We start from the raw sequence: 11,785 nt of genomic DNA, 5'->3' as shown, positions 1-11,785 counted from the left end.
TCCTTCCCCCCCCCCCCCCCCCCCCCCCCCCCCCCCCCCCTCCCACAAGAACCACCCCCCCCCCCCCCCCCCCCCCCCCCCCCCCCCCCCCCCCCGACGCCGCCATGCGGCGGCTCACCGTCCGTCAGACACGCTGCCACAGGGCCGGCGTGCTCTCCGGCGACCAGACACCCTGCGCCTGGTGGTTCTGCAGGCACCGGTACCGCAGGCCCGCGTGGGACACCGTGGCCCCCACCTCGTAGACCCGGCCCGCCGCCCAGGCGTCCGCCGCCGCGTTGTCCTGCGGGGCGGGCGTCCCCGCCGAGGCGGAGGTGGTCTTCAGAGTGAGGCCGAAGTCGCTGAGCAGCGGATTGATCGGCTGGTAGAAGGTGGTCCCGCCGTTCGCGCAGTCACCGGAGCCACCGGAGGTGGTGCCCTGTGCCTGGGTGCCCGCGACGAACGGGCCGCCGGAGTCCCCGGGCTCGGCGCACACCGTCGTCTCGGTCAGCCCGTCGACGGTGCCCTGCGGATAGCTGACGCTCGTGTCGTGCTGCCGGACCGTGCCGCAGTGCCATCCGGTGGTGGAGCCGGAACGGCACACCGACGCGCCCACGAGCGCCTCCACCGAGCCGGCGATCTGCACCTTCTCACCGTCCTGGGCCTTGACGTCGGGGGTGGCGGTCCAGTCGGCGTTGACACCCACCCACGCCATGTCCTTGCCCGGGAAGGTAGAAGCCTGGAAGGTGCCCTGGTCGGCCTCGTTGAACCCGGTGGTGGTGGCGCCCGGGGCGCCGCAGTGACCCGCCGTGGCGAAGCCCTGCTGGTCGTCCTTGGTGACGGAGAACCCGATCGAGCAGCGGGCCTGGCCGTCGATGTAGTAGGCGTCGCCGCCGACGAGGTCCTCCAGCACCCGCGGCCGGTCCGGCGAGACGCGGACGCCCACGCCCTGGTCCTCGACCCCGGCGGCCTTGACGAAGGCCGCCGCCGCCGATGCCCCGGTCGCCTGCACCACGACCCGGTTGGCCTTGACGTCGACGTACCAGACCGGAGTCTCGGGGGTCTGGGTGCGGACGGCGGCGGCGTCCAGCTTCTCCTTGACCGCGCGGAGCTCGGCCAGCCCCTTCTCGACGACCGCGGCCCTGGCGCCCTGGGCCTCGATGGCGGCGGTGTCCGCGGCGTCGGTGGTGGCGACGGTCAGCTCGGCCGAGGTCGCTCCGCTGACCCAGGCCCCGGCGAAGCGGTCGCCCAGCGTGTTGCGCAGCATGCCCGCCCGGGTGCCCGCCTCCGCCTCGTTGACCAGCCGGGCCGACACCTGTTGCGGCGTCAGCTTCAGGTCGCGCTCCATCGCGCGCACCACCTGCGCCGACGGCTCGCCGGCGGCGAGTGTCCGGGCGGTGGCGGGCAGCGGCCCCGGGGCGGGCGGCGGCGCGGCCGACGCGGCCGAGGGAAGTGCGGTCAGGACCAGGGCGCCGAGCGCGGTCAGGGCGGCGCGGCGGCTGCGCGCGGCATGTCTGCCGACCATGCGATGTGCCTCCTTCGAGGGCTGTGCGAGACAGCGGGGATCGGTGAGCGACCGTGGGTTACGGTGCGACTGCGGCGAAGTCACAGTCCTTGCCGGGAAGATCCGCGGCGATGCCGGGCGCGGGCGACTTTCGCGCTATGGGGGACGCGGTGGGTGGCAAGTGCAGTACGCGGACGCGCACCCCGGTCCGGGTTCAGGCGGGATTCAGGCCCGGGGCGCCCGCCTCGGTGACGAAGGACGCGGCCGTGCCGATGGGAGCGCCTGGCGTGCTGACCGCGGAGACCGTGCGGAAGTCGAGGCGGGCGGCCTGGCGGTCGAGTTCGGCCCGGACGTAGCCGCGCCGGCCGTCGTAGAACTTCATGTGCGGGTTGGCCCGCATGTACAGGTCCCAGTTGGCGGGCTGCGCCACGCCGTCCCGGCCGCTGGCCACCGAGGTGCAGGTGACCTCCGTGCCGACGGTGGCGGACGCCGGGTCGTCGAAGTCCTCCTTGACGTCGAGGGCGTAGCCCACGTGCACGTCGCCGGTGAGGATCAGCCAGTTCTCGACCCCGGCGGCCTTGGCCCCGGCGACGACCCGGGCGCGCGAGGCGCGGTAACCGTCCCAGGCGTCCATCGAGAGCGCGGCGTCGGCGGTCACGTCGAACTTGCGCTGCGAGAAGCAGACCTGCTGGGGCATCACGTTCCACAGCGCGGCCGAGCTCTGCCAGCCGTCGAGCAGCCACTGCTCCTGCGCGGCACCGGTGATGGTGCGTGCCGGATCGTCCGACTCGGGCCCCGGGGGGTGCGGACGGTCGTCGTAGGCCTGGTCGGAGCGGTACTGCCGGGTGTCGAGGATGTCGAACTGGGCGAGCGTGCCCCAGTGCAGCCGGCGGTACAGCTGCGCGTCCGGCCCCTGCGGCAGCTGTGCGGCGCGCAGCGGCTGGTTCTCCCAGAACGCGCGGTAGGCGGCCGCCCGCCGCAGCAGGAACTCCTCCGGCGGGATGCCGTTCTCGGGGATGCTGCCGGCGTAGTTGTTCTCGGTCTCGTGGTCGTCCCAGGTGACCACGAAGGGGTGCGCGGCGTGGGCCGCCCGGAGGTCCTCGTCGCTCTTGTAGAGCGAGTAGCGCAGCCGGTAGTCCGCGAGGGTCATCGTCTCGCGGTTGAACACGTCCGGCAGTACGACGTCGGTGTAGCGGCGCTCCCCGCCCTCCGAGTTCACCGCGTACTCGTACAGGTAGTCGCCGAGGTGGAAGACCACGTCGACGTCGTCCTCGGCGAGGTGCCGGTGCACCGTGTAGTAGCCGTCCTGGTATGCCTGGCAGGCGACGGCCGCCAGTTTCAGCGTCGACGCGGTACCGCCCGCCGCCGGAGCGGTCCGGGTGCGGCCCGCGGGGCTGAGCCAGGCACCGGCCCGGAAGCGGTAGTAGTACACCGTGCCGGGTGTCAGGCCCTTCACGTCGACGTGCACGCTGTGGTTGTACTCGGCGTGGGCGTCGGCGGTGCCCCGGAACAGGACGGCCGCGAAGTACTCGTCGAGCGCCACCTCCCATTCGACCGTGACCCGCTCCGTGCCCATCCCGCCGTCCTCCAGGAACGGCTCCGGCGCCAGCCGGGTCCACAGCAGTACCGAGTCCGGCAGGGGGTCGCCGGAGGCGACGCCGAGGGTGAACGGATCACTGCTGATCCGGGCGGTCCGCAGGGGTGCGGCGACGGCGCCGCGGGCCGGCAGGTTGGTGGAGAAGGCGAGCGCGGCGGCGGCCGCGGTGACGGTGAGGAAACGCCGGCGGCCCAGGTGCCGGGCGGCTGCGCCCATGACGGCGTCGTGCGGGGAGTAGGCGTGCTCGGCCAGTCGGCTGTGACGGCCCGTGGGCGCCATCTGGTGTCCTCTCGTACGGGGCGGGCGGTCCGTGGGCGAGCGGCACGGGGAACCGGGTGGGCCCCTGGGCGGTCGCCCCACGCACGCCGGCACGGGGTACTCGCGTCGGGGCGAGCCGGTGTGCGCCGTCCGTGCCCGGGCCCCGTCGCGCGGTGGCGCCGACCCGCGATGCGCGGACCCCGCATGCTAAGCAGACAAAACATCCGAAATCGGCAGGACTTGCGGAGTGATCACACAGGAGGAGGTACGGAGGACGAGCGGAGGGACCGCGCGCGTGTGGGCGCCGATCGTCCGGGGCACCCGGGACGGACGGGAAGCGGGCATACGGGTGAGGAAGGCGGCGGGCCGAGCCGATGGCCAGGACACGGCGCTACGACGTGGCGGCCTCCGGCCGCTGGTGGGACGGGGAGGACGGCCGCTGGCTGCCGGCCGGCGAGGTGCACGCGTGGGAGCAGGGCATGAACCAGACCGTGTGCGGTCTGTCCCTCCACCGCTCGCGGCTGTCCCGGTTCGCGGCCGTCACCTGGACCGACGTGCTGCCCGAGTCCGGCGGCGCGGCCGACGCCGTCCGCCGGGTCTGCCCCCGCTGCGCCGCCGCGGCCGGTCGCCGGGGCGCGGACGCCCGGCCCGGCTGGCGGCGCACCAACCCGCGGCCGTAGGGCCGGTCGGCGGGTCCGGCCCGGGGCGTGGGGGCCCGCCGCCTACGACGGCAGGGGCGAGCGGCTGACGCGGATCTTGGACTGGCCGTGCGGCCGCTTCTCCCAGTCCTCCATGAACCGGGCGTGCAGACTGTGCTGGGCGGCCAGTGTCAGCAGGGTGTCCGTACGGTAGTAGAAGTCCTCGCCGAGCACCTGGTGTTCGGTGCCCTCCGTGCGGTCGAAGGTGAAGTCGAAGAACCCGGTGTCGGTCAGGACGCGGCCGACGTGCGCCAGGCACTCGTCGATGACGCTCAGCGGCGAGTGCGAGAAGACGCTGTGCGCGTGGACGACGTCGAAGTGGCCGTCGGGCAGGAACTCCAGTCTGAGGTCCCCGGTGATGGTCAGGTGGGGCAGCTTCGCCTGGAGCCCGCGCTCGGTCAGGGTCTTCTTCGCGGCGATCAGGATGTCCGGCGAGATGTCGATGCCGTAGTAGTGCCCGGTGTCCAGGTGGTCGATGAAGCGCCAGCCGCCGCGCAGGTTGCCGCAGCCGATGTCGAGCATGCGGTGCTCGGGGCGCAGCCCGTGCTCGACCAGGTACTCGAACTGCATCTGTCCGAGCGCCAGCCACCGGTCGTGGGTCCGGCTGCCCACCGCGGCCTCGGGGTTGCGGCGGGTGTCGGAGGCCATCACGGCCCGGTAGTAGCCGACGTGGTCCGGATGCCTGATCCGCAGCCAGGCGTCCCGGCCGGCCCGGCGGACGTAGGGGCCCACGCGCTCGGGGTGGCGCAGCGCGTACCCGATCTTGTGCGTGAGCGCGGCGCGGTTGCCGCGCAGCTTCTTCGGGGACTTGGCGTCCTCGGGCATGAGTGGATCGACCTCCGTGTGAGGGGGGGACGGTGAGGAGGGTGCCGCAGAGGGTGCCAGACCCGGCGGCGCGGCGACAGGACCGCGGCGACGGTGAGTCCGAGGGCGGGGCCATCGGGGAGGGCCGCGTCGGTCCCCCTGGTACGGCCCGTGGTGACCGGGCGGGCTCGCCTCGTGGCAGCGGGCGGTGCGGCCGTGCCGGGTCATGCACTCCTTCGGCTCGCGCCCGGACGGGTGGGGTGCTCCACCCGGGCGCCCGCAGGAGCGTAACCGGGTCGCAGGTCTGCTCCAGGCCGACACACATACACCGTCCGCGGCCGGCCGGCCGGCCGGCCGGACGAGCCGCACGGCCCCGGTGGCGGCTGTCCCTGGCGGCGGCTGTGTGCGGAGGTCGAACACGGCGGCGGTATTGGACTGTCAGTCCAGACATTGGACGTGTAATCTAAAACCCCTCGAACCCTTCGAAGCCGAATGAGGAGGCCGCTGGTGAGCGAACCGGCTCTGGACGCCGAACGGGACGCCGTCCTCGCCGCGCTGCGCCCCGTCGTCGACGGAATCGCGGCGACCTTCGGCCCGGTCTGCGAAGTGGTGCTGCACGACTACCGGCAGCCCGACCGGTCGGTCGTGTCCGTCGCCGGCTCGGTGACCGGGCGGACGGTGGGCGGCGCGATGAGCGAGATCGGCCTGCGTGTGCTGGCCCGCGGCGACGAGGCGCGGGACGAGCTGAACTACGTCACGCGGACGGGTGACGGCACCCTGCTGAAGTCCTCCACGATGGTGCTGCGCGACTCCACGGGCGCGGTGTTCGGCGCCCTGTGCGTCAACCTCGACGTCACCGCCGTCGACCGGGCCCATGCCCTGCTCGGCGCCCTCGCCGGAGCCGCGGGCACCCCCGCCGACCCACCGGCGACCACCTTCGGCGACGACATCGACGCCGTGGTCGACGCCATCGTGGACGCCCACCCGCTGCGGGACAGGAGCTGGGCGGCGCTGGAGCGCGCACAGCGCCTGGAGCTCTTCCGCGACCTGGACGGGCGCGGCGTGTTCGCCGTACGCCGCTCGGTCGAGCAGGTCGCCGCCCGGCTCGGCATCTCCCGGGCCTCCGCCTACAACTACCTCTCCCAGGCCCGCAGCGCGGCCGCCCCGGCCGCCGGCTCCGACTCCGCTGGAGGACACGCGTGACGACCACCACCCCGCCGGTCACCCTCGACGACGTCCGCTCCGCCGCCGCCCGCCTCCGGGGCGTCGCGCACCGCACCCCGGTGCTGCGCTCGCGCACCCTGGACGCCCTGGCCGGCGCCGAGATCTTCCTCAAGTGCGAGAACCACCAGCGCGTGGGCGCCTTCAAGTTCCGCGGCGCCTACAACGCGGCCTCCCGCCTCACCCCGGAGCAGCTCTCCCGGGGCATCGCCGCCTACTCGTCCGGGAACCACGCCCAGGCGGTCGCCCTCGCCGCCCGTGAGCTGGGCACCAGCGCCGTGATCGTCATGCCCGAGGACGCGCCGCCCGCCAAGCGGGCGGCCACCGCCGGTTACGGCGCCGAGATCGTCACCTACGACCGCTACACCGGCGACCGCGTCGCCGTCGCCGAGGCACTGGCCGCCGAACGCGGGCTGAGCCTGATCCCGCCGTACGAGCACCCGCACGTCATCGCCGGACAGGGCACCGCCGCCCTCGAACTCGTCGAGGAGGCCGGGCGGCTGGACGCCCTGATCACCCCGGTCGGCGGCGGCGGGCTGATCGCCGGGAGCGCCACCGCGGTCAAGGGCCTGCACGCCGGCACCCGGGTGATCGGCGTCGAACCGGAGGCCGGCGACGACACCAAGCGGTCCCTGGAGGCGGGCCGGCGCGTCACCGTCCCGGTACCGCGCACCATCGCCGACGGCCAGGCCCTGCACACCCCCGGCGAGCTGACCTTCTCCCTCAACCGGCGGCTGCTCGACGGGGTCGTGCTGGTCACCGACGACGAGATCCGGGACGCGATGCGCTTCGCCTTCGAGCGGCTGAAGACCGTTCTGGAACCGAGCGGCGCCACCCCGCTGGCCGCCCTCCTCACCGGCCGCGCCGGCCCGCTGCCCCGCCGGGTCGGCGTGATCCTCTCCGGCGGCAACGTGGACGCGGCCCGCTTCGCCGAACTCTGCGGCGCACCCCGCTGACCACGCGCCCGCCCCGGATGGCGCCGCCGGTTTGACAGGCGGACGATGGGATGGTGGGGGCAGGGAAAGGAGGAGCGTCATGCTCGACATCAAGACGCTCGACAAGCCGGACGAGCGGCGCGATTTCCCCCGGGGACACATCGAGGCCGTGCACATGGAGGGCCTCGACTTCGCCGTGGCCACCTTCGAGCCGGGCTGGCGCTGGTCGGAGTCCGTGGCACCGCTCGCGGGCACCGACAGCTGCCAGGTCCACCACAACGGCTACGTCGTCCAGGGCCGCATGCACATCCGCATGGACGACGGCGCCGAGAGCGAGGTGGGCCCCGGCGACGTCTTCGTCTGCTCCCCCGGGCACGACGCCTGGGTCGTGGGCGACGAACCGTGCGTGGCCCACGACTTCGCGGGCGGTATGGCCAGGGAGTACGCCAAGACCGACTAGCGTCACGGCGAAGAGCGGGAGGCACGGCGGAGGGGGAGGAGGCAGCTGCCTCCTCCCCCTCGCCGTACCCTTCGCTCACACGGCCGCCGCCACCGCCCCGACCGCCGGCGTGCGCAGCACCCGCAGTGCCGTCCCCAGGCTCGTCCCCAGCGTCACCGCCGCCGACACCGACACCATGGCGAGCCAGACCCCGAGGAACTGGTCCGGCAGCACCGCGTCGGAGCGCACGACCGTGAACGGCACCACCCCGGCCAGCGCGGCCACCGTGCCGAAGAACACCCCCGTGACCGTCAGGATCACGCCCTCGGCGCCGACCACGCCCAGCACCTGCCCGGGCGTCGCCCCCGCCAGCCGCTGCTGCCCGAACTCGCGGGAGCGGTACACCGTCGCCGCGTACAGCGAGTTGACCAGCATCACGCAGACGAACACCGCGATGACGCCGACCACCGTGAGGTTGAGCGTCTCCAGGTTCTTGGCGTCGACCGACTTGACCAGACCGGAGGCCCTCACCGCGTCGCTCTCCACCGCCTGCATGGTGACCGTCGCCGTCGACACCGCGGTGAACAGGATCAGCGACACCAGGATCCCGGCGAGGTGACCGGCCCGCTCGCGCAGATTGCGCACGGCCAGCCAGCCGCTCGCGCCGCTCAGCGGCAGCCGGTCGAGCACGCCCCTCAGCAGCCGCGGCGACAGCAGCGCGAAGCCGACGGACAGCAGGATCGCCCCATAGGCCGGTGGTGCCATCAGGGCCTCGTCCGTCGCCGGGAGGAGGAAGGTGGCACAGGTACCCGCGGCACCGGTGGCGAGCGCGGCACAGACCAGGAAACGCTTGGCGCCGGCCCGTTCCCGGCTGCCCCGCGTCACCCGCCGCACCGCCAGGAACGCGGCGCCCGCCGACGCGAGCAAGGTGATGTTCACGCCGCTCGTCAGCGCGATCGGGCCGAAGGAGTGGTCGACGGACCGTGCCACCTGGCCGCCGTCCCGGAACATGTCCAGCAGCGCCCGTCCACCGAGCATCGCCGGACCGATCGCCAGCGCCGCGCCCACCAGGGCCACGGCCACCGCCTCACCCACGACCATCCGCCCGATCTGTGCGGGAGTCGCCCCCGAGCAGCGCAGCAGCTCCAACTCGGCGGTCCGCTGACGGACGTTGACCGTCAGGGTCGAGGCGACCGCGAAGAACACCAGCAGGGTTCCGTAGCCGCCCACGACACCCGCCGCCGTGCCCAGCGTCTCCGAGCTGACCGGATCCACGCCGTCCTGTCCGGCCGTGTCGTGCATCGAGTTGAACATCATGACGATCGCCGCGCCCAGGAAGGCGGACAGCAGCGTCGCGAGGAACCGTCCGGGGCGTCGCCGGATCGACCGCAGGGCCAGTACGAACATCACTCACACCCCCGCCGGCACGTCGTCGCCCAGGTGCGCCAGCCGCTCCGCGACCGCGTCCGGAGTCGGGGCGTCCATCCGCCCCGCCGGCCGGCCGTCGGCGAGGAAGACGACCGAGTCGGCGTAGGAGGCGGCCACCGGGTCGTGCGTCACCATCACCACGGTCCGGCTGTGCACCCGCACCGCCTCCCGCAGCAGCAGCAGCACCTGGCGCGCGCTGCGCGTGTCCAGCGCGCCCGTCGGCTCGTCCGCGAAGATCACCCGCGGCTCGGTGACCAGGGCCCGGGCGATCGCCACCCGCTGCCGCTGACCGCCGGAGAGCTGGTCGGGACGGTGGCCGAGCCGGTCCCCGAGACCGACGGAGGCCAGGATCTCCCGGGCCCGCTTCCGGTCGACGCGGCGGCCGGCGAGCTTGAGCGGCAGCACCGTGTTCTGCGCCACTGTCAGCGTCTCCAGCAGGTTGTACTGCTGGAACACGAACCCGACCCGGCCGCGCCGGAACCTCGTCAGCTCCGCCTCACCGCTCCCCGTCAGCTCCGTGCCGTCGACGCACACGATGCCGCCGTCCGGCCGGTCCAGACCCGCCGCACACTGCAACAGCGTGGACTTGCCCGAGCCCGACGGTCCCATCACCGCGGTGAACGTGCCGCGCCCCAGGCTCAGCGTCACCCCGTCCAGCGCGGTCACGGCGTTCTCGGCGGTGCCGTAGGTCCTGGTCACCTTGACGAGCCGGAGTGCCTCGGGGGCGGGTCCCTGGTCGTGGTGGCCTCGTGTGCCGGTGCGAAACATCGTCATCACCTTTCGTGCGGCACGCCCTGTGCGTGTGCCTCGCCGACGACGCTACGGAGCCGGGGGCCGGGCCACACTGGGCGCAGAACCCGTATCGGGGGTGTACTCGGTGACACCCCGGCAGGCATGCGCCACGATGATCGCCATGACCGACGGAATAGCGTGGCTCGCCCGGCCACAGAGCATCGCCTACGACGGCTACAGCGTGGTGATGTCCCGCGAACTCGCCTCCGAGGAGCTGGTCTCGCGCATCACCCGGACCGCGCTCGGGCCGCGGCGCACGGCCCACGGCATCGGGGAACTCACCCACACCCAGGTCCATGACGTGCTGGAGGGGTTCTACGGTGAGGCCCCCCACGAAGGTCTCGCTCTGCGGCACGGAGAGTGCGGCGAGTGGTCGTTCGCCGTCAAGTGCGGGGGCCGGCCGGGCGAGTTCGACGCCGAGCCCCCGCTCTCACGCGGCGGCGCCCACGTCTTCGAGCTGGAGTACGACGAGCAGAACGCCAAACCGGTACCGCCGTACTTCGCGTACGGCCACGACGGGCGTGTCATGTGCGCCTTCAACCTGCATCTGGACGGCTCGTGGAGCCCCCAGGGCGTCATCGGGGATCCGGAGGTGGCCCCCCGCGTCGAGGGGGAGCTGACGGCCGCGGGGCTGCCCGGCCACGACCTGGAGCGGCGCACCGCGCACCGGACCTCGTTGGAGGTACTGGAGCGCCTCTTCGGACTGTCGCTGCCCCGGGAGCGGATCGTCACGGGGACGCTGCCCGCGGTCGTCCTGAGGACCGGCTGACCTCGTGGACGGACCTCTCGCTCATCCCTCCACCAGCACCACCTCCAGCGTGCGCGGACCGTGCACCCCCTCGACCCGGTCCAGCTCGATGTCACTGGTCGCCGACGGACCGGAGATCCAGGTCAGCGGGCGCGCCGGGTCCAGGCGTCCGAGGGCCTGGGGGACGGAGGAGACCACCTGGTCGGGCACCCGTACGACGCAGATGTGGTGGTCGGGGACGAGGGTGATGCGGCGTCGGCCCTGGTCGGGGGAGCCGTCCAGGACGATGGTGCCGGTCTCGGCGACGGCGACGGCGCAGCCCGTGACCACGCTGTCGACCCGGTCGAGCTCGTGCGGGGTGTTCGCCGCGCGGTCGTGGACGCGGGTCGCGTCGACGGCCGCCAGCCAGCCCAGCGGCAGCCCCGGCGGGACCACCACGCTCCCCGAACCGCGTTCGGCCACAAGACGCGCCAGCAGGTCGGGCAACCCCCCGTCCGTGCACCGGTGCACGATCGCCCGGTAGTCCGCCAGGTTCTCGGCGAGCAGTTCCACCGTCCGGGCGACGGTCCGCCGACCGTGCTCGCGCAGATAGTCCCGGGGGACGGCCCGCTCGTACGGCGGGTCGCCGTCCGGCACGTCCGCGAGGGCGCGCCGCACCCGGCCCAGGACGCGTTCCCTGCTGCTCATTCGCCCCCGTCCTTCCCGCCGTGGGTGCGCTGCCACCAGTCCCGGAACGGCTCCGCGGGCACTTCCGGAAGGTCCCGGCTGCCGCTCCACGCGCGGCCCGGCCCCGGAAGGGTGCGCGGATGGAGGCGGCGGGTGCGGGAGGCGAGGCGCTGGCCGGTCCGCAGGGCGCCCGGGTGTGTGAACGCCCACTGTGCCGCGCGCATCGCCGCCCGCTCGGCGGCGTGCCCCTTCGCCGGTTTCAGGACGACCTTGTTGCCGTGCCGGACGGCCGGCCCGCCCTGCACCACCCGTTCCCGCAGGTGGACGAGTACCTCGGGGATGTCGATGGCGACCGGGCAGACCTCGTAGCAGGCGCCGCACAGTGTGGACGCGTACGGGAGGGAGGCGTCGATCTCGCTGTCCGTGCCCCGCAGCTGGGGGCTGAGGATGGCGCCGATGGGGCCCGGGTACACCGAGCCGTAGGCGTGTCCGCCGGCCCGTTCGTAGACCGGGCAGACGTTCAGGCACGCCGAGCAGCGGATGCAGCGCAGCGCCTGGCGGCCGACCTCGTCGGCGAGGGTGTCGGTGCGGCCGTTGTCCAGCAGGACCAGGTGGAAGGCGCGCGGGCCGTCGCCGTCGGTGGTGCCCGTCCACATCGTGGTGTAGGGGTTCATCCGCTCGGCGGTGGAGGAGCGGGGCAGGAGCTGGAGGAAGACCTC

At 73.6% G+C, this 11,785-nt stretch carries 12 protein-coding genes; 5 read left to right on the top strand and 7 right to left on the bottom strand.

Going from position 1 to position 11,785, the window contains the following annotated elements; translation table 11 throughout:
* Positions 1-124 precede the first annotated feature (124 nt).
* Positions 125-1,501 carry an alpha-lytic protease prodomain-containing protein gene (locus ACZ4V1_RS18095; protein WP_468336533.1) on the bottom strand — a complete coding sequence of 459 codons (1,377 nt, stop codon included), beginning with the start codon at positions 1,499-1,501 and terminating at the stop codon, positions 125-127.
* A 193-nt stretch (positions 1,502-1,694) separates the two neighbouring features.
* On the bottom strand, positions 1,695-3,356 hold the full coding sequence (locus ACZ4V1_RS18090) for an alkaline phosphatase D family protein (RefSeq protein WP_468336529.1): 1,662 nt from the start codon (positions 3,354-3,356) through the stop codon (positions 1,695-1,697).
* Positions 3,357-3,709: 353 nt separating this feature from the next.
* Between ACZ4V1_RS18090 and ACZ4V1_RS18085 the strand changes: the two genes are divergently transcribed.
* Entirely contained in the window at positions 3,710-4,015 is a 306-nt protein-coding gene (locus ACZ4V1_RS18085; RefSeq protein WP_468336526.1) for a hypothetical protein, read from the top strand.
* Between the two features lie 42 nt (positions 4,016-4,057).
* Here ACZ4V1_RS18085 and ACZ4V1_RS18080 read toward each other — a convergent pair whose 3' ends face one another.
* Positions 4,058-4,858 carry a class I SAM-dependent methyltransferase gene (locus ACZ4V1_RS18080; RefSeq protein ID WP_468336523.1) on the bottom strand — a complete coding sequence of 267 codons (801 nt, stop codon included), beginning with the start codon at positions 4,856-4,858 and terminating at the stop codon, positions 4,058-4,060.
* 486 nt (positions 4,859-5,344) lie between these two features.
* Here ACZ4V1_RS18080 and ACZ4V1_RS18075 point away from each other — a divergent pair, with 486 nt between their 5' ends.
* From ACZ4V1_RS18075 to ACZ4V1_RS18065, 3 genes are all read left to right on the top strand, one after another.
* Positions 5,345-6,040, top strand: a complete 696-nt coding sequence (locus tag ACZ4V1_RS18075; RefSeq protein ID WP_468336520.1) for a helix-turn-helix transcriptional regulator — start codon at positions 5,345-5,347, stop codon at positions 6,038-6,040.
* Positions 6,037-7,014, top strand: coding sequence for a pyridoxal-phosphate dependent enzyme (locus tag ACZ4V1_RS18070; RefSeq protein WP_468336516.1), 978 nt, complete (start codon positions 6,037-6,039; stop codon positions 7,012-7,014). Before ACZ4V1_RS18075 ends, ACZ4V1_RS18070 begins: the two co-directional genes overlap by 4 nt.
* Positions 7,015-7,093: 79 nt before the next feature.
* Positions 7,094-7,453, top strand: coding sequence for a cupin domain-containing protein (locus ACZ4V1_RS18065; RefSeq protein ID WP_468336513.1), 360 nt, complete (start codon positions 7,094-7,096; stop codon positions 7,451-7,453).
* A gap of 75 nt (positions 7,454-7,528) precedes the next feature.
* On the opposite strand, the gene ACZ4V1_RS18060 is transcribed toward ACZ4V1_RS18065, so the two are convergent.
* Both ACZ4V1_RS18060 and ACZ4V1_RS18055 read right to left on the bottom strand, forming a co-directional pair.
* Complete coding sequence (locus ACZ4V1_RS18060) at positions 7,529-8,839, bottom strand: FtsX-like permease family protein (protein WP_468336510.1); 1,311 nt, start codon at positions 8,837-8,839, stop codon at positions 7,529-7,531.
* 3 nt (positions 8,840-8,842) lie between these two features.
* Positions 8,843-9,628, bottom strand: coding sequence for an ABC transporter ATP-binding protein (locus ACZ4V1_RS18055; RefSeq protein WP_468336507.1), 786 nt, complete (start codon positions 9,626-9,628; stop codon positions 8,843-8,845).
* Positions 9,629-9,773: 145 nt separating this feature from the next.
* On the opposite strand from ACZ4V1_RS18055, the gene ACZ4V1_RS18050 reads away from it, so the two are divergent.
* On the top strand, positions 9,774-10,421 hold the full coding sequence (locus tag ACZ4V1_RS18050) for a hypothetical protein (RefSeq protein WP_468336504.1): 648 nt from the start codon (positions 9,774-9,776) through the stop codon (positions 10,419-10,421).
* A gap of 21 nt (positions 10,422-10,442) precedes the next feature.
* Here the strand turns inward: ACZ4V1_RS18050 and ACZ4V1_RS18045 are convergent, their stop codons facing one another.
* Together ACZ4V1_RS18045 and ACZ4V1_RS18040 are read right to left on the bottom strand one after the other, a co-directional pair.
* Positions 10,443-11,087, bottom strand: coding sequence for a LutC/YkgG family protein (locus ACZ4V1_RS18045; RefSeq protein ID WP_468336501.1), 645 nt, complete (start codon positions 11,085-11,087; stop codon positions 10,443-10,445).
* On the bottom strand, positions 11,084-11,785 hold a 702-nt coding region (locus ACZ4V1_RS18040; protein WP_468336499.1), incomplete at its 5' end, for a lactate utilisation protein LutB domain-containing protein. The genes ACZ4V1_RS18045 and ACZ4V1_RS18040, both read right to left, overlap by 4 nt.

This window comes from Streptomyces sp. NPDC028991 (assembly GCF_055564775.1).
The sequence above is the reverse complement of the archived record's forward strand: the minus strand, read 5'-3'. Positions and strand labels throughout refer to the sequence as shown.